The organism is Ruegeria sp. HKCCA5929 (assembly GCF_013034525.1).
Taxonomy (GTDB): Bacteria; Pseudomonadota; Alphaproteobacteria; order Rhodobacterales; family Rhodobacteraceae; genus Ruegeria.
This window is the reverse complement of the sequence record NZ_WQGE01000005.1, coordinates 196,004-220,284: the sequence shown is the minus strand read 5'-3', so window position 1 is coordinate 220,284 and position 24,281 is coordinate 196,004. Positions and strand designations below refer to the sequence as shown.

Annotated in this window: 22 protein-coding genes, 1 tRNA gene and 1 pseudogene; 12 read left to right on the top strand and 12 right to left on the bottom strand. The window is 54.5% G+C overall.

Annotated features, from left to right (window positions below; all coding sequences use genetic code 11):
- Positions 1–60: 60 nt before the first annotated feature.
- Positions 61–990, top strand: coding sequence for a LysR family transcriptional regulator (locus GOV90_RS13970; protein WP_171091814.1), 930 nt, complete (start codon positions 61–63; stop codon positions 988–990).
- Between the two features lie 697 nt (positions 991–1,687).
- Here GOV90_RS13970 and GOV90_RS13965 read toward each other — a convergent pair.
- Positions 1,688–2,056: a helix-turn-helix domain-containing protein gene (locus tag GOV90_RS13965; RefSeq protein ID WP_171091812.1), complete on the bottom strand. Its 369-nt coding sequence runs from the start codon at positions 2,054–2,056 to the stop codon at positions 1,688–1,690.
- Positions 2,057–2,186: 130 nt separating this feature from the next.
- Here GOV90_RS13965 and GOV90_RS13960 point away from each other — a divergent pair, with 130 nt between their 5' ends.
- The 3 genes from GOV90_RS13960 to GOV90_RS13950 are packed head-to-tail and all read left to right on the top strand — an operon-like array spanning position 2,187 to position 4,158.
- A complete protein-coding gene (locus tag GOV90_RS13960; protein WP_171091811.1) occupies positions 2,187–2,795 on the top strand; it encodes an NAD(P)H-dependent oxidoreductase in 609 nt (202 codons plus the stop codon).
- Positions 2,782–3,501: a glutathione S-transferase family protein gene (locus GOV90_RS13955; RefSeq protein ID WP_171091809.1), complete on the top strand. Its 720-nt coding sequence runs from the start codon at positions 2,782–2,784 to the stop codon at positions 3,499–3,501. The genes GOV90_RS13960 and GOV90_RS13955 overlap by 14 nt, the downstream gene beginning before the upstream one ends.
- Positions 3,502–3,504: 3 nt before the next feature.
- On the top strand, positions 3,505–4,158 hold the full coding sequence (locus GOV90_RS13950; protein WP_171091807.1) for a DsbA family oxidoreductase: 654 nt from the start codon (positions 3,505–3,507) through the stop codon (positions 4,156–4,158).
- A 510-nt stretch (positions 4,159–4,668) separates the two neighbouring features.
- On the opposite strand, the gene GOV90_RS13945 is transcribed toward GOV90_RS13950, so the two are convergent.
- The gene (locus GOV90_RS13945; protein WP_171172863.1) at positions 4,669–7,281 is read right to left on the bottom strand and encodes an AMP-binding protein; all 2,613 of its coding nucleotides are present in this window, start codon (positions 7,279–7,281) and stop codon (positions 4,669–4,671) included.
- A 139-nt stretch (positions 7,282–7,420) separates the two neighbouring features.
- Between GOV90_RS13945 and GOV90_RS13940 the strand changes: the two genes are divergently transcribed.
- Positions 7,421–7,801 (top strand): hypothetical protein, encoded by a 381-nt coding sequence (locus GOV90_RS13940; protein WP_171091802.1) that lies wholly within the window; start codon positions 7,421–7,423, stop codon positions 7,799–7,801.
- A 241-nt stretch (positions 7,802–8,042) separates the two neighbouring features.
- Here GOV90_RS13940 and GOV90_RS13935 read toward each other — a convergent pair whose 3' ends face one another.
- The 6 genes and pseudogenes from GOV90_RS13935 to GOV90_RS13910 form a co-directional block, all read right to left on the bottom strand.
- Entirely contained in the window at positions 8,043–11,183 is a 3,141-nt protein-coding gene (locus GOV90_RS13935) for an efflux RND transporter permease subunit (protein ID WP_171091800.1), read from the bottom strand.
- Positions 11,184–11,187: 4 nt separating this feature from the next.
- Positions 11,188–12,315, bottom strand: coding sequence for an efflux RND transporter periplasmic adaptor subunit (locus GOV90_RS13930; RefSeq protein WP_171105595.1), 1,128 nt, complete (start codon positions 12,313–12,315; stop codon positions 11,188–11,190).
- A gap of 392 nt (positions 12,316–12,707) precedes the next feature.
- Entirely contained in the window at positions 12,708–13,511 is an 804-nt protein-coding gene (locus GOV90_RS13925) for a lipopolysaccharide assembly protein LapB (protein WP_171091796.1), read from the bottom strand.
- 226 nt (positions 13,512–13,737) lie between these two features.
- Positions 13,738–13,830 (bottom strand): annotated as a pseudogene (locus tag GOV90_RS13920) (IS5/IS1182 family transposase); the annotation flags it as partial.
- A gap of 227 nt (positions 13,831–14,057) precedes the next feature.
- Positions 14,058–14,133: transfer RNA gene (locus GOV90_RS13915), tRNA-Ala, on the bottom strand.
- A 141-nt stretch (positions 14,134–14,274) separates the two neighbouring features.
- Complete coding sequence (locus GOV90_RS13910) at positions 14,275–14,601, bottom strand: TIGR02300 family protein (protein WP_171091794.1); 327 nt, start codon at positions 14,599–14,601, stop codon at positions 14,275–14,277.
- 100 nt (positions 14,602–14,701) lie between these two features.
- Between GOV90_RS13910 and GOV90_RS13905 the strand changes: the two genes are divergently transcribed.
- The 3 genes from GOV90_RS13905 (at position 14,702) to GOV90_RS13895 (ending at position 17,319) form a co-directional block, all read left to right on the top strand.
- Positions 14,702–15,397, top strand: a complete 696-nt coding sequence (locus GOV90_RS13905) for a M48 family metallopeptidase (RefSeq protein WP_253284651.1) — start codon at positions 14,702–14,704, stop codon at positions 15,395–15,397.
- 30 nt (positions 15,398–15,427) lie between these two features.
- A complete protein-coding gene (locus GOV90_RS13900) occupies positions 15,428–16,075 on the top strand; it encodes a GntR family transcriptional regulator (protein ID WP_171091790.1) in 648 nt (215 codons plus the stop codon).
- Positions 16,076–16,188: 113 nt separating this feature from the next.
- Positions 16,189–17,319 (top strand): lytic murein transglycosylase, encoded by a 1,131-nt coding sequence (locus GOV90_RS13895; RefSeq protein WP_171091787.1) that lies wholly within the window; start codon positions 16,189–16,191, stop codon positions 17,317–17,319.
- 3 nt (positions 17,320–17,322) lie between these two features.
- Here the strand turns inward: GOV90_RS13895 and GOV90_RS13890 are convergent, their stop codons facing one another.
- Positions 17,323–18,285, bottom strand: coding sequence for an acetyl-CoA carboxylase carboxyltransferase subunit alpha (locus GOV90_RS13890; protein WP_171091786.1), 963 nt, complete (start codon positions 18,283–18,285; stop codon positions 17,323–17,325).
- A 121-nt stretch (positions 18,286–18,406) separates the two neighbouring features.
- On the opposite strand from GOV90_RS13890, the gene GOV90_RS13885 reads away from it, so the two are divergent.
- Positions 18,407–19,240 carry a GyrI-like domain-containing protein gene (locus GOV90_RS13885; RefSeq protein WP_171091783.1) on the top strand — a complete coding sequence of 278 codons (834 nt, stop codon included), beginning with the start codon at positions 18,407–18,409 and terminating at the stop codon, positions 19,238–19,240.
- Positions 19,241–19,363: 123 nt separating this feature from the next.
- On the opposite strand, the gene GOV90_RS13880 is transcribed toward GOV90_RS13885, so the two are convergent.
- The gene (locus GOV90_RS13880) at positions 19,364–20,128 is read right to left on the bottom strand and encodes a DUF3299 domain-containing protein (RefSeq protein WP_253284650.1); all 765 of its coding nucleotides are present in this window, start codon (positions 20,126–20,128) and stop codon (positions 19,364–19,366) included.
- 349 nt (positions 20,129–20,477) lie between these two features.
- On the opposite strand from GOV90_RS13880, the gene GOV90_RS13875 reads away from it, so the two are divergent.
- Both GOV90_RS13875 and rpsD read left to right on the top strand, forming a co-directional pair.
- Positions 20,478–20,942, top strand: a complete 465-nt coding sequence (locus GOV90_RS13875) for a hypothetical protein (protein ID WP_171105594.1) — start codon at positions 20,478–20,480, stop codon at positions 20,940–20,942.
- Positions 20,943–21,184: 242 nt separating this feature from the next.
- Complete coding sequence (rpsD, locus tag GOV90_RS13870) at positions 21,185–21,805, top strand: 30S ribosomal protein S4 (RefSeq protein ID WP_171091779.1); 621 nt, start codon at positions 21,185–21,187, stop codon at positions 21,803–21,805.
- Positions 21,806–21,856: 51 nt separating this feature from the next.
- Here rpsD and GOV90_RS13865 read toward each other — a convergent pair whose 3' ends face one another.
- Positions 21,857–22,759 carry an AraC family transcriptional regulator gene (locus tag GOV90_RS13865; protein WP_171091773.1) on the bottom strand — a complete coding sequence of 301 codons (903 nt, stop codon included), beginning with the start codon at positions 22,757–22,759 and terminating at the stop codon, positions 21,857–21,859.
- A 146-nt stretch (positions 22,760–22,905) separates the two neighbouring features.
- Between GOV90_RS13865 and GOV90_RS13860 the strand changes: the two genes are divergently transcribed.
- Positions 22,906–23,730, top strand: a complete 825-nt coding sequence (locus GOV90_RS13860; protein ID WP_171091771.1) for an SDR family oxidoreductase — start codon at positions 22,906–22,908, stop codon at positions 23,728–23,730.
- A 3-nt stretch (positions 23,731–23,733) separates the two neighbouring features.
- Here GOV90_RS13860 and GOV90_RS13855 read toward each other — a convergent pair whose 3' ends face one another.
- Positions 23,734–24,195: an Lrp/AsnC family transcriptional regulator gene (locus GOV90_RS13855; RefSeq protein ID WP_171091768.1), complete on the bottom strand. Its 462-nt coding sequence runs from the start codon at positions 24,193–24,195 to the stop codon at positions 23,734–23,736.
- Positions 24,196–24,281: the final 86 nt, after the last annotated feature.

Sequence of the window (24,281 nt, the reverse complement as noted above, 5' to 3'; positions counted from 1 at the left end):
GCTAGCAGGCCAAGACAGCGCTCTTGATCGAATTATCGACCATCAATATAACTTTGAGTTATGAAGCTTGATCCAAGACATCTCGAGATTCTCGCGGCTATTGTCGAGGCCGGAGGGTTGACCGAAGGCGCTGCTTTACTTGGGAAATCTCAACCCAGTGTCTCCAGAAGTGTCTCGTTGTTAGAAGACCGAGTGGGGGAGCCTTTGTTCCTGCCCACCCGAAGGCCCTTGCAACCAACTGAGCTTGGTCTCGCTTTGGCTCAGGAGGGACAAAGAATTCTGAACGCGGGTCGTCATGCGAGCCGACTGGTCGACGAGCACCGTCAAGGCCTTGCTGGTGCGGTTCGGGTTGCTGGCACACCGATCTTCATGGACGGCGTCATCTCGAACGTGATTGCAGAGTTTCAGGCCGAGTACCCCAATATTCGGATCGACCAATCCTATGGGTACCCCACTGAACTTTTGTCCCAACTGTCCGCCGAAACTCTGGACCTCGCCATTCTTCCAATGCGCCCGGCCGACGTTTCTGATGAGTACGAATTTCGTCAAATTCTGCCTGGTCGAAACGTCATTGCGTGCCGCATTGGGCATCCATTGGCGCGCAAAAAAGAGGTAAAGCTGGAAGATATCACCGAGTTTTCCTGGATCGCGCCACCTGCGAACAGCCCGCTGTTTCGTGACTTGAAGAACACGCTGGACGGCATCGGTGTGCGCGACCTCAAAATCAGTTTCACAGGCGGGTCTTTGAGTGCGGTTGTCAACGTTCTGACGGGCTCAGATTCCCTGACCGTTTTGCCTTTTTCTGTAGTCTACATGATGCAAAAACAAAAAACCCTGACAGCGCTGCCGATAAAAATTGGTGATCCCGACCGACACTTGGGTTGCGTGACGCTAAGCGCCCGGAGCATGCCAGCTTCGTCAAACCGCGTGCTTGAGTTCATAAAGCAGAAGTTTGAAATGCTTGATCGATTGATTTGTAACGCTGGATGATCTCACTGAACGCTCTAGCCTTCTAAAGACATGAGAGATTGAGTTTTTTCTCTAAAGCCTGCACGCAGTTTGTAACGGATGTTGTTCAACGTGCGCTGTCTCAGGAGGTCTTTTGTGTTTAGTGGGCTTCTATTTTCTTTTTCATTTTGAGTCAGAACTGCTTGACGATCGGGTCAGAATTGAATGGCGCGATTTACCCGTTTGTTGAGGTTTTGGAAGTCGATTGAGGCAAGAGTCAGTGACGTTACAAAGCTCAGAATTTATTGGAGAAAACGGCGATTTTTTTCCTGTTTTCCGCCATTCTTTCAAGTATCGCTCACACACCGTCAACGGCTCATTCCTTTCGCCGGCGGCAGTAGATTTGTTCAACAACAACGATCTATCTGGTCGCCTAAAAACGGGGCTTCCCTTGCCTCATCAGAACTTCAACCTGCGGTAACTTCGAGACAATCTCATCAGGCTCCGGGCTCTTATTTTTTGCCCGTCGCGGCCCTCCGTTTCCTAAGCATAACGGTAGACCAGTTCAGTTGGGCAGTCTCACATAGATGAGTTGGACGCACTTGGCCTGCCTGAAGCGTTCTATGATGGAAGAAATCTTTGACGCTACGAGGGCGCCTTTAAGGAAATGCTCACAACAAGATTGACTCGTCGCATTTTGACAAACGGCGTTCAGAAGAAACTAAAATACAGGCCTAACCTATCGGTTCAATCCGTCGCGTAGTTCTTCACTCCACTTTCGTAGTTCATCGAGAAACCCAAGCGCCGTGCTGCCAAACCTGGTGATAGAATACTGGACGGAAACCGGCGCGGTATCCATCACGTGTCGGCTCACCAGCCCCTGATCCTCTAGCTGGCGCAACCGCTCAGCGATCATCTTCTTACTGGCACCACCGATCATACGCGACAGATCGTTGAAACGTACGGGACCATCTTTGAGGTGCCACAAAATCGATCCGGTCCATTTTCCGCCAATGATCCGCATACCTCTTTCGATTGCGCATGGCTCCAGACAGGCCTCTGAGACCTGTCGACGACCTTTGGCGTCCTCTTCAATCCGCGCTCGCATCGTCATCCTTCCGCTCAGATAACTAGGTTACTAAAAGTATACTAGTTGATTTCTCACACCTGTATTCTCAAATGCTCTCTGAACCCGGCGAAAGTCAAGGGTTCAAAGATTGCACATATAGGATACGGACATGAGTAATATCCTCATCGTGAACGGCACCCAGCCCTACGAATTCGCACCCGGACAGTTGAACGCCAGCCTCGTCGAACGCGCACGTGACACGTTGGCCGCAATGGGGCACGAAGTACGCATAACCACCGTTGCTGATGGCTATGACGCAAATGCAGAGGTCGAGGCGCATGTTTGGGCAGATACGGTCATCATGCAGTTCCCGGTAAACTGGATGGGCGTCCCATGGATCTTCAAAAAATATATGGATGAGGTCTACACAGCCGGAATGGATGGCCGCCTATGCACAGGCGACGGTCGCACCGCCGACGCACCAAAAGCCAACTACGGCATGGGTGGATCACTGAACGGAAAGACATACATGCTGTCGGTGACATTTAATGCGCCGAAAGAAGCATTCGACAACCCCGCCGAGCCGTTCTTTGCCGGAGCGAGCGTCGACGATCTTCTGCGCCCGATGCATCTGAACGCCAAGTTCTTCGGTATGCAGGCCCTACCGACATTCGCTGCCTTCGATGTTATGAAGAACCCCGAAATCGAGGCCGATTTCGCTCGATTTGACGCGCATCTGAAATCCACTTTTGTCGAGGTTGAACATGTCCCAGCCTGATATTCACCTGTATACCGCAGGCACGATGAACGGCTACAAGCCGGTCATTTTTCTGGAAGAGGCAGGTATCCTCTACGACCTGACCCATATCAACTTTTCCAAACAGGAACAGAAGGCGCCGGATTACCTGGCGCTGAACCCAAACGGAAAGATCCCAACGATTGAGGACCGTTCGGAAAGCCGCGCGATCTTCGAATCCGGTGCGATCCTGTGGCATCTGGCCGAGAAATACGGAAAATTCCTGCCCTCGGACCCGGTCAAGCGGTCCGAGGTTATGCAGTGGATGCTGTTTCAGGTCGGTCACGTTGGCCCGATGATGGGACAGGCGATGTATTTCCAGCATATTGCCGCGCCAAATGGCCATGAAGAACCGTTCTCGATCCGTCGCTACGTGGACGAAAGCCGCCGATTAATGGAGGTGATGAATACACATCTGGACGGGCGTGAATGGATCGCAGCAGACGAATACACCATTGCTGACATGATGCTGTACCCGTGGGCGCGTGCCTATGTCTGGGCCCGGGTGGATGTGTCGGACCTTCCGCATCTGAACGCCTGGTTTGACCGTATCGATGCCCGACCCGCTGTGCAGAGAGCGCTGACCATCCCCAAGGCTAACCCTCAGTTCTGGGACGCCAGCGCAGATGCCAGCGCCTTTGCCAAGGAAAACGCGGCGCGTTTTTCCAGTGATGTGAAAGGAACCTGAACCGTGCCAGATGTTCCTCCAATCCGTGTCGATGTCGTGTCAGACGTTGTTTGTCCGTGGTGTGTGATTGGCTACTACCAGCTCGCCAAGGCCGCACGCGACACCGGCGTCGAACTGGATATCCACTGGCACCCGTTCGAACTGAACCCTGAGATGGCAGAAGGCGGAGAGAACCTGCGCGACCATCTGGCATCGAAATACGGGACCACGTTGGAAGGGTCGATCCAGGCGCGAGCCCGCCTGACCGAGATGGGTGCAGCACTGGGGTTCACGTTCAATTACGCCGATGACATGCGAATGTATAACACCTTCTGCGCGCATCAATTGATTGACTGGGCCGCCGACCAAGGCAAAGGCCACGAAATGAAGCAGGCGCTTTTTTCGGCGTTCTTTACACACCGCGAGGACATCTCGGACATAAAGGTTCTGGCCGATGCAGCCGCTTGCATCGGGCTGAACCACGCGGACGCGCAGGCAATGTTGCAAAGCCGTGACCGGACCGACCGCATACGCCAGAAAGAGAAATTCTGGATCAGCCGAGGTGTTCAGGGTGTGCCCGCAATGGTGTTCGACCACCATCACCTTGTGACCGGCGCACAGGGCGAGGAAAACTACGCCCGCATCCTGTTACATCTGCAAGATAACAGGGCCGCGTGACGCGGGTGAGTGCCGGCCCGGGTTGCGTGGTTGCCGCGCGATCAACTGGGTGTCTTCCGGCATGCCCAAGTTCAACAACCGGCCCTGGGGTAAGGTCGTTGTCTCCGCGGCAAAGTTATTTTTTAAAAGCAACTCAATCAAGGTGGCTGCATGTCGGCCACTACAGTCTGTTAACTCTCAAGAGTTTCCGATTTAAGGCACTGCAGGACCATCCCATGTGGTGAAAGCCGCAACATCTTCAAGACCATGACCGCGCGCATGACTATGTCCGCTGGGCCGAGCTGTTTTATCACGGGTTCGAGCGGATTTTAAAGACGAGTGTTTTGGTGGCTTGAGCTCCCGGACCGGACTGCCAACAGACCCCGAAACTCAAATCCGAAGGGGCACAGAACGTGTGGGCTAGACATGGCCGTACTGCGCTGTATTTGACAGACATCGTTTGTCAACTTGAGCGACTGCTTCGAAAGTCGCACCTAAGAGCCACTGACAAGCAAGCAATCCAAGAAAATCTCACCTGGCTGTTTTCTTCCAAACAGACCTTGCACGGTTTTTTGAGAAAGCGATGGCGCCAACCACACGCTTTTCGATGGGCAACACGACCATCGCGGCAACGATGCTCAAAATGAAAGTGCTTAAGAACAAAAGCCAATTTGGCCAGTTTGGATCAGCATGTGCGATTCCAACACGTTGCACTGCCGCAACTGCAAAAACATGCAGCATGTAGATCGGTAGTGTCAGCGTACCTACGTAAGCCAACATGCGTGCTAACCGCGGCCGGAGTTTGAACTGAAATCCATACACAAGGCTTATCGTTCCAAACGTTATAAATGCCTGAATTGTCGGATAGGTTTCAAACCATTGAAGCCATATGACTATCAGGACAGCGGAAACGAGCGCGAGTTTTTCTGCCCTCTCTTTAGCGTAATATGCGCACCATCCAAAAACAGCCAGTTGCAGCGCTCCAGCGGTATGACGCCAGTCGCCCGCGCTCAGACCTAATTGCACCTGCATAAATGTGACATATCCGATGGAAGCAGCAAGAAGACACACGCCAAAATAAAATGGATTTCTTGAAATCCAAGTTCCGAGCGGTTGAATCATGAATGGCAAAGATAGCATCACGGTTACCTGAGCCATTGCCGGCACGTACCAGAACCACTCAACTTTGGTGAAGGCCTCTACTTGTTGGTAGTTGCTGATCAGAACCCACCAATACAGCGGCACGGCACCGGACACTACGTGCACAAATAAAAGGACCAGATAGTACCAAACCAGAATTCTGACCAGTGTATTTGCTACCGCACGAACTACGTGCCGGGTAAACAGTGTGGGTCCCTGGAATTTGGCAATCGAATACCCGGATAAAACAAGAAGAAAGTAGGCTCCTCCCATTGTTTTCCAGGTGGTCGCATGTCCTGCAACTACAGCCGTAATTGCTAAGATACGCAAAACCAAATCTACCGAAACAAGTTGCCGGATTTCGTTCCTTTGACTTGGGGCCGGCTTGAGATCCAGAAGAAATGAAAGTGGAAGGTCTTCCCAGTTTTCCGGAATTTCAAGTCCCATTTCACTGAGCGTCAGTTCAACTTCAAGATAAGCAAGGCTGTCGCCCCCGTGATCGCGGAACGACACGCTGAGATCGGGTTCTCTGGTGCGAAGCGCCGCGCACAGTACCGAATACAGCCCGTCCGTTGTCGGAGGTTTCTCGACAGCAAGCTCATCCGCTCTTTTCTGCAGCGTGCGATAGTCGACCTTTCCAGACGGGAGCTGGGGAAACTCAGAAATGCACTGTGTCGAGACCTGGGAAAAGCTCAGCTTCAAATCGCGACACAACCGATCTCTTAGCCCCGACAGCATTGATTTGTCGGTTAAAAAGACATCAAGACGTTGATCTGACCCTGTCACTCTCGCCGCAACGCCCGCATCGCGCAAGTTGGCCTCAACCTGATCCAGGCTTATCCGCAGCCCGTTCAGTTTGACGAATCTTTTAGACCTGCCGACAATCCGGAAAAACCCTTCTTCGGTCTTTTCAGCAATGTCTCCGGTTAGCAATTCTGGAAGCTGACCACTATTGGAAAGTTCTTCTGCCGTTTCCGCGTAGCCCATCATGACGTTTGGACCGGTATAGACAAGCTCGCCCGGCGTACCACATTCGGAAATCTCGGTGCCGTTCTGATCTACAATTCGAAGATGACCGCCCGGGATCGCCTGTCCAATCGTATCAAACGATTTGCGAGGGGCGGATGGGGGAAGGTAAGAAATGCGTGGGGCGGCCTCGGTTTGCCCGTACATCAGGAACAGTTTGAAGTCTTCGGCGTCTCCTTTGTCGAAAAACGCTTCTGCAATACTCCGATCAAGCTTCCCGCCAGCTTGCAAAAGGTACTTCAGACTAGGCAGATCAGCCTTAATTCTCTCTTTCAAAGACAAAACATCGAACTGCATTGGCACCAGGGGCAGGACCGTTGTTCCTGTTTGTTGCGCAGTCTTCCAAAAATCCCGATCCGTCAGTGGTTGGTCTGTCAGAGTAAGCCTTCCACCGGCTGATAGCTGCATATTCAGCACGGACATCCCATAGGAATAGTGCCATGGCAGTGAAGTAATCGCGCCATCGTCGCTTGACAGGCCAAGATAGTCGACAATGGCGGCGGCGTTACTTGCTAAATTTCGGTGTGACAATCGAACCAGTTTTTCCGACCCGGTGCTACCGGATGTCGACAACATGACTGCAAGTTCAGGCGCCATCTCAAGAGCTTCGGTGTTTGCCGGTTGCATGATCCAATCGCGACCAGAGAACCGGGCTATGAGATTTGGGCGAAACGCAGATTGCAGACGATCGGTTTTTTCCCGCGCACTGTGTTCAGTCAAAATAACCGGCCACTGCGCTCGTAAAGACCCAAGGTAAGCAGTGATCGGCTCAATGTGATTACTTGCTTCAATCAGTAGCAGTGGCCTGTTAATCCCATCGGGCAAGCGTTCAATAGTGTCGGCGACAAACCGGTCAACCCTGTCGACCAACTCAGAGTAGCTTAGATCGCCGGTCTCAGTAGTAAGCGCGATCTTGTCCCCAAACACCTCAAGCGTGCGCCAAAACGGATCGGCGACCAATTGTTGAAATCTATCCACACAAAAACCCGAAAACTAGAACCCGAAAAAATCTTTTGTTGAACTGGATTGTTCAATAAAAATCGGGCCAAACTTTGTCAAAGCGTTCTACTTCATGGGATGCCAGAAAGTGAAAACCTAAGGTGACGTCACTCGCTATGTGATCGAAGGGGGCAACGCGGCAGACACAATTGATCTGCAACCGTTGCATTCCAATGCCCCAACCCTGGGTCAAGGAGCGAAATCTGCGCACCACAATGTGTTTGCCGTCGTAAACCGTGCTTCGCAACTGCGTATTAGGCAGGCTTTGCTGGATGCAGGCTATCAGGTCACCCTGGTGATCCGCCGAGAGCCCTTCGAACAGCGCATTCGGCAGAAGGACCGACAGACCGAACGTTACGAGCAAGGGCGGCAGACTAGCACGCCCAAGTACCCGGTTCAGGATGCACGGCTGCAAACCCCACCCAAGGCCAAACATAACCGAGGCGGCGATGCTCGCCGCCAGAAGAAGAAACAGCCCAAACAAAGAGATCAGGAGTAGGATCGTTTGTCCGCGTGCTTGAGTTCATAAAGCAGAAGTTTGAATCGCTTGATCGGTTGATTTGTAACGCGGTTTGAATTCTCTGACTGGTCGAGTCTTAATAAACATCAAAGATCGAACTGCTTTGTGAAGCCTGCTGAAACTTCCAGGCAAATGCCGTCTCGGCGTCGGCTCAGATTCGCAAAGCGGCGTTATTCAAGGCGTGCGGTCTGTTCCCTCGGAAAGAAAGGCGTTGCATAATCTAAAGGGCACTCGTGTCACCGGCCATTTTCTCTTTGCCGTGCACCTTTTCCCTGAACCGCTGCGCAAGGATGTAGAGGGATGGGATGACAAAAATGCCGATAAGGGCGGCTGCGATCATCCCTCCGAAGACCGGTGTACCGACGCCGCGACGGGCGAGCATCGAGGCTCCATCTGCCACCACAAGCGGATATAGCCCCGCGATGAAGGCAAAGCTGGTCATCATGACCGCACGGAAACGCGCGCGGGCACCCTGAATGGCAGCATCCACTGCGCTCAGACCTGTCCGATAACGGTCCATTGCAAATTCAACGATCAAAATTGCGTTCTTTGCAGCAAGCGCAATCAGAACAACCAGTCCGATCTGGGCATAAAGGTTGTTCTGGAGACCCAGCAACAACAGCGCGCCCAATGCGCCGCAAACCGCAAAGGTGACTGAGAACAGAACCGCAAGCGGTATCGTCCAGCTCTCGTACAGCGCGACAAGAAAGAGGTAGGCAAACAGCAATGCAAGCCCCAGAACGATGGGTGTTTTCCCGGCTGCCTCAATCTCTTGCTGCGCTGTGCCTGTCCAATCGTAACTATACCCCTCGGGCAGGGTTTTGGCGGCAATTTCCTCCATCGCGGCGATGGCCTCGCCCGTTGACGTACCAGGTGCTGGCCCGCCGTTGATGGTGACAGCCTGAAAGTTGTTGTAACGGGTCACCATTTGCGGACCCAATACAAGGTCTAAATCGGCTACGGCGCGTACAGGTACCATATCTCCGTCGCTGTTTCGTACATGAATGCGGGCAATATCCCCGACATTCGCCCGATATTTCTCGTCAGCTTGCAGATTGACCTGCCACGTCCGGCCAAAGAGGTTCATGTCGTTCACATGATATCCGCCCAACGTAACCTGCAAGGCCCGGAACAGGTCATCCACATCCACACCAAGTGTCTGTAGCTTTTTACGATCGAGGTCGAGGTTCAGCTTTGGCGATTGTGCAGAGAATGTCGTGTAGACACCTGCCAATCGGGGATCTGCGTTGGCGGTTGTGACCAGTCCCGTCGCTGCCGCGCTGAGATCCTGAACGCTGCCACCATGCAGGTCCAGAAGCTCGAATTCAAACCCGGCACCCGTACCAAGGCCAAGGATCGGCGGCAGGTTGAACGGAAAGGCGATGGCGTCTTCCAAACCAGCAAATTCACGCCGAACATGTCTGATCGAGGCTTTGACGGACAAAGCAGGATCAGTGCGGTCTTCGAACGGTTGCATGATTGCAATGCCAAATCCGCTGTTCGATTTGTTCAGGCCATCGACAAAGCTAAAGCCCGTGACCGTCATGACATTCTGCACCCCGGGAGCGGCTTTCATGATGGTTTCGACGTCTTCCATCACTTTGGTCGTACGGTTGATCGAGGACCCTTCGGGCAGCGCCACCTCAACAAAATAGGCCCCTTGATCTTCGACCGGCAGAAAGCCCGAAGGAGCGGTTTTGAACAGCCAGCCTGCGCCGAAAAGGGCAAAGCCAAGAAGCAGCACAGCCAGAATTGCGCGACGGGCCAGAATTGTGACCACATAAGCATACCCGTCGCGCGCGTTGTCGATACGGCGCGAGATCCAGGCGAGCGGGCCATGTTTGGGGCCGCTTTCTCGGCGCAACAGTACTGCACACAAGGCGGGGCTCAGCGTCAGTGCGTTCAGTGCAGAAATCAGCATCGAGAATGATACGGCAACCGCGAATTGCTGAAACATCGTTCCCGTAATGCCGGGTATGAAGGCAACGGGTACAAACACCGACAGCAGTACACAGGTTATCGCCAGAATAGGGGCGGTAATCTGTTTCATGGCTTCGCCGGTGGCGTCGGCCACGGACATCTCGGGGTTTTCACCCATAACCTTTTCGACGTTTTCGATCACGACGATCGCATCGTCTACAACGATGCCGATCGCAAGCACCAGCGCCAACAGTGAAACTGTATTGAGCGAGAACCCAAGTGCCAGAATGAATGTCAGGGCACCCACAAGCGAAACCGGTACGGCGATAAGCGGGATCAGGGCCATCCTCAGGCTGCCCAAAAACAAAAAGACAACGATAACGACCAGGCCAAACGCCTGTATCAGTGTTTTCACAACTTCATCGATACTCGCCCGGACAAAGGTAACCGAATTGTAGGGAACGCTCCATTTGACCCCATCGGGGAAGGCACTTTGCAGCCCTGTCAGCGCATCGTTGATGCCCTTTGAAGTGTCCAAGGCATTTGCCCCCGGCTCAAGGTAGACACCGATCATAGCCGCTGGTTTGTTGTCAAAAGATGCAAAGGAATCCCGTGTTTTAGCGCCAAGCTCGACCCGTGCGATATCGCTGACAAGAACGAAGGAACCGTCTGGAAGGGCGCGCACGACAACATTCTCGAATTCATCAATGCTGCTCAATCGACCCTGAGTCTGGATATTCAGCTGAAAGGTCGGATCATTTGCCATAGGCTGCGCGCCGACACGTCCCACCGCGGCCTGAACATTCTGGGCATCAAGCGCCGCGATCACATCGTCAACCGTCACGGAAAGACTGGTCATTTTGTCGATGTCGAGCCAGATCCGCATCGAATAATCCAACGCCCCGAAAAGGGTGGCATCCCCCACGCCGCGTGACCTTTTGATGCTGTCGAGCACGTTGATTGTCGCGAAATTCGACAGGAAAAGATCGTCATTCTTCGGATCGTCCGACGTTATGGCGACGACCTGCAGCAACGCCGACGACTTCTTTTTGGTGTTAACACCTGCGCGTGTTACTTCTTCGGGCAATGCGGACATCGCCAAACTGACACGGTTCTGCACGTTGACCGCGTTGATATCGGGGTCGGTCCCAGGCTCGAATGTGACCTGCAGGTTATAACTGCCATCCGCACCGCTTGTGGATTTCATATAGAGCATGTCGCTGACGCCGATCACCTGTTCTTCGATGATCTGCGCAACTGTTGACTCGACAACTTCGGCTCCGGCTCCGGGGTAACTGGTTGTCACCTGAACCTGAGGCGGAACAATGTCGGGGAGTTGTTCCACCGGCAGCTGCGTAATTGAAATCAGACCAGCCAGCGTAATCACGACCGAAATGACGATTGCAAACCGGGGGCGGCGGATAAACAGTTGTGAGATCATGAGATCAGTTTCCACCAGCCGTTGATGAGGTGTTTTTGGGCGTCGAAACACTCACCTCGACACCGGCGTGGACCTTCTGCAGGCCATCGGTGATGACCTGATCGCCTTCGCTTAGACCACTTGAAACGACAGCTTCGGTCCCTTCGACCCGGTCCAGTTGAATTTGCGTTTTCTTGGCTTTTGCGTCGCTTCCGACTGTGAACACAAAGTAACCGGACTGATCTTTTTGCAAAGCTTTGGCAGGGATCACCAGCGATTTTTCCTGAGAAGGATCGGTAACGACGACCCGCACCAGCTGGTTATCTATCAGTGCCCCATCCGGATTTGGAAAAGACCCACGGACCAGAACAGAATCCGTTCCAGATTGCACCTCGGTATCAATAACGTCGATGCTGCCCGTTTGTCCGTAGGTCGTGCCATCGGCAAGAACGAGCTGCAGGTTCAGAGGTTCGGAGGCCGACGCTTTGGCGCGGCGCGAGCGAAATTCAAGCAATTCCGCTTCGGTCACCGGAAAGGTCACACGAATGGGGTCGACACTGGACAGCGACAGAAGTACTCCGCCTTCGGGGCTGACAAATGCTCCAACGGAAAGATCTGTCAGTCCTACACGGCCGTCAAAGGGCGCGGCTATCTTGGTGTAAGACAGGTTAAGCTGAGCGTTCTGCAGGCTGCCTTGCAATTCAAGAATTTGCCCATCCGCCTGGCCTTGCTGCGCCTCTGCTTTCTGAACGACCGCTTGCGGAGTGTCACCTTTGGCAAAGAGCTTTTGTTGCCGATCAAGCTCGATATCGGCAAGCTTTTTTGCCGCTTGTGCAGCTTGGATCTGACCCTGAATTTCTGTGACCGCTGCCTTGTAAGAATCTGGTTCGATCTCGATCAGGACATCCGCTGCTTTGACGGCTGAGCCGTCCTTGAAATTGATGGATTTCACAAACCCTGGCACCCGCGCAATCAGGTCGACACGATTCACCGCTTCGACCCGGCCAGTGAAGATCTCGGTCAGCGACACCGGTTTCAATTGTGTCGCCGTCACGGAAACTTTAGGCTTCGTTTGGCTGTCCTGCGCAATCACATGAGAGGGATACAGACCGACGTGTAGAATCATTGCGGCGGTTAACAGCCTTAATAACATGGATCATCCTATAGAAGAGTTGCGTCTGTGGACTCGATGAAGCCACGGTAACGAAATGCAGTAGAAAATCCAGCAATTGAAACAAAGCATTTTGCGCCGCAACTCAACACCTTGGAGGCGTTTGCCCACTGAAAAAGTGTATGGGTCTCATTTTTCTGTTGCTCGTATGTCGAGACCGTTGCGCAACCTATGAGTTCAACAGGTCTCTGATCTCTTAGGTGCAGCGAACGTCAGCAGAGGGTGTCGCGACCATAGAAACTGAGATATGCGTCTCTTGCTCGGTATGGGCCGGACCATCATGCTGCAGTTGCGGGCACATGAGGCCGGGTATGCGGCTACTCAGGATTTCTTCTACTCTTTCGCTTAGTGCCAAGAAATTTCCAACCTTCTGCTCAACCCGTTGGTTTCGGGTGGTTCTTTTCAAACAGAACTTGCGACAAACCGACATAGCTGTCCGCTTTGTCCGGGTTCAGGGCGATTGCGTTGCGAAACGCAGTTTCCGCCTTGTCCAGATCGCTTTCCAGCAAAAAAATGCGTCCGAAATTCCGGTGAAGCTCTGCATCTTTCGGCAAATGCCTGATCTGCGCCTCGGCGAACGTCCGCGCCTCTTTAAGGTTTTCGTCTTCGATCAGGACCGAGAGCAGGTTGTTGATGGTTTCAGCGGAGCCGGGCTGGATGTCGAGAGCTTTACGATATAGCTCTGCCGCTTTTTTTCTGTTGCCGTTGTCCCTTGCGATGCTGCCAAGGTTGTTCAGTGCGCGGTCGAAATTCGGGTTCAATGCCAAAGCACGTTTTTGCGAGGCTTCGGCTTCGGCCAAACTGCCTTGGTCATAGTAAGCAAGGCCCAGGTTTGAGTGGGCTGCAGCGCTTCCCGGAGAGAGAGCAACAGCTTTCAACCCAATTTCGACGGCCTGCTCGATCCTTCCAGCAGAGCGCAATACCTCGGTGAAGTTTGCGAGAAATCCTGCGTCTTTCGGCCGAAGACGAACAGCCTCGGTCAACAAGCCCACTGCTTCTTCCTTTTTGCCCGATCGAAAGGCAATAAGCCCCAGCATCTGGTGCGAAAGTGCGTGCCGTGGAACTGCTTGCAAGATGTTGGAGAAAATTACCGCCGAAGCCTGAAAATCGCCTTTGTTGAAATGCGACACACCCAATTGGACGGCTTCATCCAAAGGCATCGTACGATCTTGTGTCATGCTTTTCAGTTCCGGCTAGAAGCAAAATTGGGTCACAAACTTCTCGGCAAGTCGACCAAGAAACCAGTAGGCAAATTGGCTCTAACATCTATGTCTGTGATTTCAACCGACCTTCAGCGGGCCTTGCCGCCACTGATGAGAAACATGGGCGCGACTACAGATGCACCTGGCCTGCCTTCGGTATCAACATGGAAATTGCTTGCTAAATTTGGTTCAGGATTCCTGATCAGTAGATTACAGTTGGCGCGAGTGCGATGGCTGAAAGGAAGATGTCTGGATTCCGGTCATGGCGGGTCGCCACCTGCCGCCAAGACGCCAGACCAGAGTACCAGCCTCTTTAAGGTATTTCGTAACCAACGACACACGAGGGGTCCTACGTTTAGTGTTTGGTCTAGTGCAGTGTTTTCGTGTCGTGTCGGGTATTGGCCAACGGAAGTAATATATGCCGTGTCTGGACAGCGAGAGATACGCATGCAGCTTCATTTTGTGTCACACCTGTGTGTCACACCGCTCTAATGCTTGCTATCTAGTTGTATTGCTAGGTTTTGGTGGAGCCTAGGGGAGTCGAACCCCTGACCTCTTGCATGCCATGCAAGCGCTCTCCCAACTGAGCTAAGGCCCCATCATGGTACCGTCGATGCGGTGAGCGGACGTTTAGGAGACAGTGACGGCGAGTGCAAGTCAAAAATGGAAATCCCGGCAACTTTCCGTTCAGACACAAAGTCGAATGAAAAAGGCGACCCGCGGGTCGCCTTTTGCTTGATCAGCTGTCTTCGTCCGACGACATGTCGGTGATGTCGTCCAAAGATACATCATCGTTATTGTCATCATCATCGTCCAGCAGATCGTCATCCAGTTCGACATCGACATTGTCGTCATCGTCCAGAACCAAATCTTCTTCCGACGCGTTTTCACGCGCTTTGACCGAAGCTGCATCTTCTGAATCCGCCGCGATCATGCGGCTTTTGGATGTTTCAAGCTCCACGATCTCGCCAGTGTAGGGGCTGATGATCGGGTCCTTGTTTAGGTCGTAGAACCGCTTACCGGTTGTCGGGCAAACGCGCTTTACGCCCCATTCTTCCTTGGGCATGTCAATTCCCCTTGATATCAGGTGAGTCGTCTAAATGATTCAGTCCACGTGCCACAGCTGGCGGGTACTGTCAAAGTCTTTGCGCAGGAGGTGTCGCGATATGGGAGAGCACGCATTGCCAGGGACGCCGCCGGTACCATTGAGGCTGCGCAAATCGGCCCGGGCGCGGCGTATCAGTTTACGTATTTCCCAACTGGATGGGCGGGTTACGTTGACCTACCCGATCGGAGTACCTGAAACAGAGGCCCTGAATTTTGCACGCACCAAGGAAGAGTGGATCCGTCAGCATCTGCAGGATCGACCGGATATGGCCCGGGTTCAGTTTGGGCAAACGATCCCAATTGAAGGCATTGATCGGCGAATCGTTCCGGCAACTGGTCGTCGCGTGTTGCTTCAGGCACATGAAGTCGCGGTTCCTGAAGGTGCCGAGGCGCGGAGATTGGCCCGGTTTCTAAAGGAGCTGGCCCGTGACCGTTTGTCTGGTGCGTGTGATGACTATGCTGCGATGCTTGGACGCCCGTATACAACGCTCAGCCTGCGCGACACGCGGTCCCGCTGGGGATCCTGCAGCTCGCACGGTGGCTTGATGTTCTCGTGGCGTCTTATACTGGCACCGCCTGAAGTGTTGCATTACGTGGCGGCCCACGAAGTGGCGCATCTGGCTGAGATGAATCATTCGCCTGCGTTTTGGGAACAGGTCGAGAAGATCTTTGGTCCGTATCAGAAACCCCGCCGCTGGTTGCGCGACAATGGGGCCGAATTGCATCGCTACAAGTTTGACGCTGATCCGAGTTGACCTTGCGCGATTTTGTGATCACATAAATGGATGATAAGCGCGCGCTCTTCCGAAACCCAAACTGCCACACATGACCGGGTGTACCGGGCTCTGCGGTCCAGAATCATGCATGGTGAGATGGCACCGGGTCAGGCTCTGACCTTGCGCGGCATTGGGAAGGAGTTCGGCGTCTCGATGACGCCAGCGCGCGAGGCAGTGCGCCGTCTGGCTGCGGAAGGGGCGCTGTTCCTGTCGACCTCGGGCCGCGTGTCGACCCCTGAGCTGACAAATGACCGGATCGAGGAGTTGGCGGCGTTGCGTGCGCTGCTGGAGGTCGAGTTGGCCAGCCGGGCATTGCCTCGCGCGCATATCGCACTGATTGATAGGTTGCAGAGCATCAATATGACCGTTGCTGAAATGGTGACCAAGCGGGATGCGGTTGGCTACATTCGGTCAAACCTTGAGTTTCACCGCACTTTGTATCTGCGCGCGCAAGCGCCTGCGATGCTGGCCATTGCTGAAACGGTCTGGTTGCAATTGGGACCAACAATGCGGGCGTTGTATGGACGTCTGCGGCGGACCGAGCCCCCGCATTATCACAAGCTGATCATTGCTGCGCTAAAAGCCGGGGACGAGCCCGGTTTGCGACTGGCTGTTCGCTCGGATGTAACGCAGGGGTTGCGTTTGCTGGTAAGCTGAGCGGCTTCCCGCCGACATCACAATGCTGCCCATTCACGGCATCACGCTTCTGGCTTGTGGGGTTCTGCTGAGGTACGCTTGTGCCAAATCACAAACAAGAGCAGACCCCAACCATGATTACACGCCGTGCCTTTTCTATTTGCCTTGGATCATCGCTATTGGCTGCCTGTTCCGGCGGCAGTGCTCCGTCAAGCGCCCCTGCATCGCGCATGCGGGCGGTTCCAAACGCTGGCTGGGACGCCTGGGTTGCCGGGTTCAAGAACCGCGCATCTTCGCAAGGAATTTCACAGGCCACGCTTGATCAGGCATTCCGTGGGGCAGGGTATCTGCCCGACGTAATCGAACGCGACCGCAACCAGGTCGAATTCAAGCGCTCGCTCGAGGATTATCTGGCCATCGCTGCATCGGATGAGCGGATTGAAACCGGTCAAAAGATGCTTCGACAGTATAACGGCACCCTGTCGCAGATCGAAGCGCAGTATGGCGTGGACAAAGAAATCGTCGTGGCCATCTGGGGGCTGGAAAGCCGCTATGGCGTGCGCCGTGGTGATGTACCTGTCGTTTCGGCGACTTCAACGCTTGCATATGACGGGCGGCGCGGTGCGTTTTTTGAAAAGCAATTGGTGGCCGCATTGCGCATTCTGCAAGAAGGCGACACAACACCCGCCAACATGACCGGCAGCTGGGCCGGGGCAATGGGGCACACACAGTTCATTCCCACCTCATACCTTGCCTATGCTGTGGATTTCACCGGTGACGGGCGGCGCGATATCTGGTCCGAAGATCCGGCGGACTCGCTGGCTTCTACGGCGTCGTATCTGGCGCGCGCCGGTTGGGTGCGGGGTCAACCTTGGGGTGGAGAGGCCGGAACCGTATCCGGCACACCCGTCGCTGTGCTGCAACCTCAGACGCCGGGGCCGCGTATTGCCGTGTTCCGCAATTTTCAAGTAATCAAGCGCTATAACAACTCGGACAGCTACGCTATTGGTGTGGGCCATCTGGCGGACAGGATCGCAGGTGGTGGGCCGTTTCAGGCCTCGTTCGGACCGGACGCAAATGGTCTGACGTTAGAAGACCGTAAAGAGTTGCAACGCCGTCTGACATCCGCCGGGTATGACACCAAAGGCGCAGATGGGGTGATCGGCAAGAACACCACATCCGCCATCAGCGCTTATCAAAGCGCAAATGGCTTGCCTGTCACGGGTGAACCTTCGATTGGTTTGCTGCGCCGCTTGGGCGGCTGACGGTTACGCCGCCAGCCCTTTTGAACCGATATCCAGGAATTTCTGACGGCGGTCCTGAATCAGGGCCGCTGCATCCTTGCCGTCCAGCTCTTGCAGCATGGCGGTGATGGCCGAGCGTACGGCTTCCACGGCTGCCGGGCGGTCGCGATGCGCGCCGCCTTTAGGCTCGGTGATGATCCGGTCGCACACGCCCAGCTTATAAAGGTCCTGCGCGGTCAGACGCAGCGCTTCGGCCGCTTCGCGCATCTTTTCAGCGTCTTTCCACAAGATCGATGCGCAGCCTTCGGGCGAGATCACCGAATAGACCGAGTGTTCCAACATCGCGACGCGGTTTGCCGTTGCGAATGCCACAGCGCCGCCTGACCCACCTTCACCAATGATGACCGAGACCAAAGGCACACCGATCTTCAGGCACATCTCAGTCGAACGCGCGATGGCTTCTGACTGGCCACGTTCCTCGGCCCCTTTGCCGGGGTAGGCCCCGGCTGTATCGATCAGGGTGATGACCGGCAGGCCGAAACGCCCGGCCATCTCCATCAGGCGAACGGCCTTGCGATACCCTTCTGGTCGGGCCATGCCGAAATTACGCTCAATCCGCGATTTGGTGTCCGAGCCTTTTTCGTGTCCAATCACCATCACCGGCTGATCGTTGAATCGTGCCAGGCCACCAATCACGGCCAGATCGTCTGCAAAGTTGCGGTCACCTGCCAGCGGCGTGAATTCAGTAAACAACGCATCCACATAGTCGTTGCAATGCGGACGTTCCGGGTGACGCGCAACCTGGCATTTCCGCCAAGGGGTCAGATCGGCATAAAGCTCGTCCAGCAGCTTGGAGGCTTTGGCGTCCAGAGCGGCAGCTTCTTCAGCTACGTCCATTTCTTCGTTTGCGCGGGCCAGCGCTCGCAGCTCTTCAGCTTTGCCTTCAATCTCGGCCAGCGGTTTTTCGAAATCCAGATACTGGGTCATGACGCCTCTCAACGCGGAAGTTCTTTGCTATATGACCTGACGTTCGCCGGGATGCAACTCAGCAAGATTTGTGGGCTGGGGATATGCGACTACGGATTGGCAGCAAGAAGGAACGACACGGATGCCCACCAGCTATGAAGACCGCGTGTTGCGCGTACTGGCGTATATCCATGACAACCCCGCCGGGGACTTGTCGCTGGATGTGCTTGCTGACGTGGCGGCGATGTCACGGTTTCACTGGCACCGGGTGTTTCGCGCCCTGACCGGTGAAACCTGTGCACAGGCGGTGCGCCGGGTGCGCCTGCACCGTGCCGCCACATGGCTGGTACAGTCAGATAGGGCGATTTCTGATATCGCGTTATCTGTCGGATATCCCAATCCAAGTTCCTTTGCGCGCGCCTTTTCCGAGGCTTATGGCAGCAGTCCCGCTGCCTTTCGCAAGGCGGGTCAATTTCGGCCTGCTCATCCTGATTTCAAAACCGGAGGATATCCGATGCATCCTGTTACCACACGTACTGAACCCGCCCGCCGCGTCGTCGCGCTGCCGCATAAAGGGGCCTATTCCGAGATCGGCAGAAGCTTTGAAGCGTTTGGGGCCATGTGCGAATCCCGTCGGCTATGGCCGCAGACTGGGCCTGTGCTTGCGTTGTATTTTGATAGCCCCGATGACGTGCCAGAAGATCAGCTGCGCAGCTATGCAGGGGCCGAGTACCGGGGCGAAGACACCCCTGAAGGCCTGGACGAACTATCGATTCCGGGCGGCAAGACGGCTGTGCTGACCTACAAAGGGCCATATTCAGGGATCGCGGCGGCCTATCACAGCCTGTTCGGCAATTGGCTGCCGGAATCTGGTGAAGAACCTGCGGATCAACCTTGCTACGAGATTTACCTCAACGATCCGCGCGATACAGCGCCCGAGGATTTGCTGACCGAGATCTGCTTACCTTTGAAGTGATCTACGACGCTTCGGCAGGGTTCGTTCGGGACCCTGTCGGTTTCTCTTAATCGAAGTTGCGGGTATTTCACGCCGAAACAGAAAAGCGCGGCAAAGGGGCCTCCTTAAGGCTTGTACCGTTAATCAGTCGACTGACCCCAAGCCTCCGGTCTTACGATGATCCGCCGCGCGGATACGATCCATCAGGGTTTGGTTCCATTCCAGATTTTCTTCAGGTGAGGCTAGTGGATAGACCTGATCAACTTTCAGCAGAAAGGTCGCGCGCATCGGCATCAGGCCATCCACAACCACCATCTGCTCTTCTGTGGGTGCAATCGACAGCATCCCGGTCAAACGTACCGGTTCATGGTAGTAGGTCGGTGCCCAGTCGTCGTTCAGCAGCACGCGGATCATCTGGTTTGGCGGTGGCGGGGGCCTGTGGCTACACATTCCTGGCTCGGGCACCAGATAAGCAACAGGATCACCATCTGCGTCTGGTGGCGCGGGAATCGCAAAACCGTCTAGTGTGATGGTTTGACCATCATGCAATGGGTTACCGGCTGTTCCCGCAACTGTGCGCCTTTGGATGACAGCCTCGCGCTGGTTCAGCATCCAGTCGACATCAATCTGATCTTGTGCCAGCGCGGCTTCTGTCTCGTTCAGCAACTCTTGCCATTTGATGCGTTCCTCAGAGCTGCCGGTATTTTGTTGCAACCTGACCCGTAAGCGTACGGCAAACTGTAAGTCGTCCATCTGTTCGGCGCTGAGGTCGCGAAAAGGGTCTTCAAACACCTGCGCGGAGGGGTCGGGAAGGTCAGACCATTCAAGCGCAATTCCGGATGCCGCGACCGAGGGTTGCGTTGCAAAGGCCAGCGCGGCCATGGTTGCATACCTGAGCCAGTTCCGCATGCACCTTCTCCGAAACGATCATCGTTAGAATAGTCTTAGGCCATTCCAGCGCAGTCTTGTAGGTCGCTTCGGTTTTTGTGATGTCGCTTGCCGCGCGCGTGGATCAGCGTTTTTCGGGGGCTCGAGTATCAATTGGATACTTGCTGGAAACATCTATGCAATTCGGCTTGCAAAGGGAAATTGTCATGAAGCCTTTAACGCTGCAGCAAAACTTTGGGTGCACTTCACAGGGTTGTGATTCACATATGCAACATTCTCGTGAATGCTGCAATTCTGTCTCTTTTCCGCCGAAATTTGTGCTGATAAGCGTTGGATTAGTGTTGGGGTGGTAAAAAGTGCGAGTGGGCAGATGAGAGCCGGTGCAAACGGTCAAATAGCCATTTCATGGAAGCAGACAGAGCTTGATGAGCTCGAAGCGCCGCCTTGGGCGTTTCTGGTCGTTGGAGCAGCGTGGTCCTGGCGGGGTCAGGCCGTTTTCCTGACGAATGACGTCGAGCAGGCAATTGAGCGATCCGGCAGTGCAGGTGCGATCACATCTGTGACAAAGGATCGGTTTGCCGTTGTTCGTGATGTTACCGGAGACGTGTGCGGCTCAGTCGTGTTGACCAACGGTGCACAGCGGTTCAGAGCGGATCTGGTCGTACAAGAGGGCGAAATTGACCCGACATTTGTGTTTGTCGACGGATGTCCGCCACGGGATCAGGCATTTTGGGTCAGCGAAGTAAATGACTTCGCTGCATCAACATTTGCTCAGCCTACTTATGACTCGACAGTTGTAAGCTTTCCAAGTCAGGCCGCATCGCGGCAGACCTAAGCCCAATCGCCACCCGGCTTTCCGCTGGCCGGTTACGAGCCGCACTCTTTTGATGCGTTTGCACTTAGCTACATCGCTTTCTGATTTCGCTTATTGACTCTGTGAACTCTGCGGATATAAGCGCGGCTTCATTGGTGTTGGTGGCCCCCGCAAGGGGATGCCTGTCATGGGGGAAACCTCAAGAGGACAACGCCCTTCATAGTGGCCCTTTAGGGCTTCGTTCAAAACGAAGGAGATCAGCCGTGACCAAACGCACGTCTGCCAAGTACAAAATCGACCGCCGGATGGGCGAAAACATCTGGGGTCGTCCGAAATCCCCGATCAACCGTCGTGAATACGGCCCCGGCCAGCACGGCCAGCGCCGCAAGGGCAAACTGTCGGACTTCGGTCTGCAGCTGCGCGCGAAACAGAAGCTGAAAGGCTACTATGGCGACCTGACCGAGAAGCAGTTCCGCCGCATTTATGCCGAAGCCGAGCGTGTCAAAGGCGACACCGGTGAAAACCTGATCGGTCTGCTGGAGCGCCGCCTGGACGCCGTTGTCTACCGTGCCAAGTTCGTCCCGACCGTGTTTGCTGCACGTCAGTTCGTGAATCACGGCCACGTCAAAGTGAACGGTAAGCGGGTCAACATCCCCAGCTACCGCGTCAAAGAGGGCGACGTGATCGAAGTGCGTGACAAGTCCAAGCAACTGGCCATCGTTCTGGAAGCCGCTGCTTTGGCGGAACGTGATGTGCCCGATTACATCGACGCTGACCACTCGAAAATGACCGCGACTTTCGTTCGCGCACCGGGCCTGAGCGATGTGCCTTATCCGGTGATGATGGAACCGAACCTGGTCGTCGAATTCTACGCGAAGAACTAATCTTCGCCGACACCAAGAATTTCGAGGCCGCGCAAGTTGCGCGGCCTTTTTTTATGCCGCGCTTTGCGCTTTAAGGTCTTGCCGTGGAGAAACACCGAACTTGCGGGAGTACTCGCGGCTGAATTGGGTCGGGCTTTCATATCCCACGTCAAAGGCTGCTTGAGATACACTAAGCGATCCATACGACAGCAGGCGGCGCGCCTCCAGCAATCTGAGTTCTTTTTGGTATTGCAGTGGTGATCTGGCGGTCACCTCTTTGAAATGCGTGTGAAAAGCTGAAACGCTCATGCCTGCAATTTGCGCAAGCTCGGACACGGGCAGTGAGGTTTTGAAATCCGTCTGGATAACGTCAATGACCCGCGCGATCCGGCTGGCTGCACTGTCGCGCCATAGCATTTGCCGCAGCATTCCGCCGTGATCGGCCTGTAGCAACCTATAGTGGATCTCACGGCTGATCATCGGGGCCAGAACCTTTGCCTCTGTTGGGCTCTGGCTGGCGCGAAACAGGCGGGTAATAGCGTCGATCAAATCGGGTGAGGCTTGGGATGCAGCCAGGCTATGCGCCGTTTCAATTTTTCCGGGGGTGGATCCGACCTCATCGTAAAGGCTGCGCAAGGTGGACAGATCGAGTGAAAGAACGAGGCCGACATAGGGTGCCTGACGGCTGGCTTCAGTGACGGCTGCCATGACGGGAACTGAATGGCTGACGATCAGGGAGTCCCCGGCTCCGAAATGGACAAGCCGATTGCCAATTCGTGTTTCTTTCCGTCCTTGTAGAACAAGGCAGACAATAGGTTCATAAACCTGCGCGTCGATGGACTTGGTTTTAACGTCGTGCAGAAGCGCAAAGCCTTCGAGCGCAGTCGGGTAAAACGGCGCGTCTTCTGCTTCTTTTGCCACAAAATTGCAGATTTCCGTGATCAGTTCGGATTGACTCAGGTTGGTCTGTCTCATGTGCTCAGTATACTTAGCGGAAAACTTGGCGGCCAGTAGAATTCCGAAAAGCTGGAGAATTAGGCAAGTAATGCGGAGAATTTGGCAGGCGCGGAATGGAAGAACAGCATATGTCTCGGGCAGGCTAATCACTTCGGAGAAAGATCATGGCACAGACCATCCTCATCACCGGCGCGTCGTCTGGTATCGGCAAAGTCACGGCTCAACTGTTTCATAAGCAAGGTTGGAACGTCATTGCCACCATGCGCAGCCCGGAAAAGGAAACCGAGCTATCGCAATTGGAAAACGTTCTGGTTACGCGTCTGGACGTAACCGACGAAGCCTCAATCACAACGGCCGTTGCAGACGGGATCGCGCGGTTCGGCCAGATCGATGTTCTGCTGAACAATGCAGGGTATGGGGCCTACGGGCCGTTGGAGGCGTTCCCGATGGACCGCATTCGTCGGCAATTCGACACCAACGTCATCGGTCTGCTGGCCGTAACCAAAGCGGTATTGCCGCATATGCGGGCAAACGGGTCTGGCTGCATCGTGAACATTTCTTCCATCGGCGGTCAGATCACCTTCCCGCTTGGGGCGCTGTATCACGGCACGAAGTTCGCAGTCGAAGGTCTGTCAGAGTCGCTGCACTACGAACTCGCTGCGGCTGGCATCAAGGTCAAGATTGTCGAGCCCGGGCTGATCGCCACAGATTTCGGCGGCCGCTCGTTTGATTTCGTTAATGATGAAAGTATGACGGAATACCAGCCGGTGGTTCAGGCCCTGTTCGGCACCTGGGGTTCTGAAGAGATGGCATCGCGCACCTCACCACCCAGCGTTGTGGCCGAGGTGATCTGGGAAGCGGTGACCGATGGGACTGACACCTTGCGGTATCGCGCGGGCGAAGATGCGGTCGAATATCTCGACAACCGTAAGGCGCTGGACGATGCAACCTTCATCGGTGGTATGAAAACGATGCTCGGGCTGGCCTGAGGTCTAGATCGGCAGTGGTCGCCCTTCGGCGATCGCTTCCATCGCAAAATACGAGGTCACACTGTCCAGTTCGACCTTTTCGATCAGGCGTTGGTAGACCTTGTCGTAAGACGCCATATCTTCAGTGACGACTTTCAACTGGTAATCGTAGTCGCCGCCAATGCGGTGAAAATCCACGACTTCTGGGATTGTCAGAACATGGCTGCGAAACGCCTGAAGCCATTCGGCCGAATGATGCCGTGTGCGCAGCATGACAAAGACCACAAGGCTCAACCCCAGTTTCTCGCGTGCGATACGAGCGGTGGACCCAATCAGGACGCCATCTTCGTTGAGGGCCTTCAATCGCCGCCAGCAGGCATTTTGAGAAAGACCAACGCGATCTGCCAATTCCCGTTGGGATAGGGTGGCGTCCTTTTGCAGCTCTTTCAGAATGCGCGTGTCAATTTGATCTAATTTCGAAGTCATACCTGATCATATGACACAAAATATTCGAAATCCACGCAAATATAGGTGAAGTTTTCCCGACCTGAATAAATCACATTGGGTGGGTA

Bases quoted from the DNA above. Each gene is read 5' to 3' on its own strand.
- GOV90_RS13875 (WP_171105594.1), top strand. From the start codon at position 20,478: ATGAGAGCCGGTGCAAACGGTCAAATAGCCATTTCATGGAAGCAGACA.
- GOV90_RS13865 (WP_171091773.1), bottom strand. From the start codon at position 22,759: ATGAGACAGACCAACCTGAGTCAATCCGAACTGATCACGGAAATCTGC.
- GOV90_RS13935 (WP_171091800.1), bottom strand. From the start codon at position 11,183: ATGATCTCACAACTGTTTATCCGCCGCCCCCGGTTTGCAATCGTCATT.
- GOV90_RS13960 (WP_171091811.1), top strand. From the start codon at position 2,187: ATGAGTAATATCCTCATCGTGAACGGCACCCAGCCCTACGAATTCGCA.
- GOV90_RS13855 (WP_171091768.1), bottom strand. From the start codon at position 24,195: ATGACTTCGAAATTAGATCAAATTGACACGCGCATTCTGAAAGAGCTG.
- GOV90_RS13970 (WP_171091814.1), top strand. From the start codon at position 61: ATGAAGCTTGATCCAAGACATCTCGAGATTCTCGCGGCTATTGTCGAG.
- GOV90_RS13885 (WP_171091783.1), top strand. From the start codon at position 18,407: ATGCCCACCAGCTATGAAGACCGCGTGTTGCGCGTACTGGCGTATATC.
- GOV90_RS13880 (WP_253284650.1), bottom strand. From the start codon at position 20,128: ATGCGGAACTGGCTCAGGTATGCAACCATGGCCGCGCTGGCCTTTGCA.
- GOV90_RS13895 (WP_171091787.1), top strand. From the start codon at position 16,189: ATGATTACACGCCGTGCCTTTTCTATTTGCCTTGGATCATCGCTATTG.
- GOV90_RS13900 (WP_171091790.1), top strand. From the start codon at position 15,428: ATGATAAGCGCGCGCTCTTCCGAAACCCAAACTGCCACACATGACCGG.
- GOV90_RS13925 (WP_171091796.1), bottom strand. From the start codon at position 13,511: ATGACACAAGATCGTACGATGCCTTTGGATGAAGCCGTCCAATTGGGT.
- GOV90_RS13930 (WP_171105595.1), bottom strand. From the start codon at position 12,315: ATGTTATTAAGGCTGTTAACCGCCGCAATGATTCTACACGTCGGTCTG.
- GOV90_RS13905 (WP_253284651.1), top strand. From the start codon at position 14,702: ATGGGAGAGCACGCATTGCCAGGGACGCCGCCGGTACCATTGAGGCTG.
- GOV90_RS13910 (WP_171091794.1), bottom strand. From the start codon at position 14,601: ATGCCCAAGGAAGAATGGGGCGTAAAGCGCGTTTGCCCGACAACCGGT.
- GOV90_RS13860 (WP_171091771.1), top strand. From the start codon at position 22,906: ATGGCACAGACCATCCTCATCACCGGCGCGTCGTCTGGTATCGGCAAA.
- GOV90_RS13955 (WP_171091809.1), top strand. From the start codon at position 2,782: ATGTCCCAGCCTGATATTCACCTGTATACCGCAGGCACGATGAACGGC.
- GOV90_RS13890 (WP_171091786.1), bottom strand. From the start codon at position 18,285: ATGACCCAGTATCTGGATTTCGAAAAACCGCTGGCCGAGATTGAAGGC.
- GOV90_RS13965 (WP_171091812.1), bottom strand. From the start codon at position 2,056: ATGCGAGCGCGGATTGAAGAGGACGCCAAAGGTCGTCGACAGGTCTCA.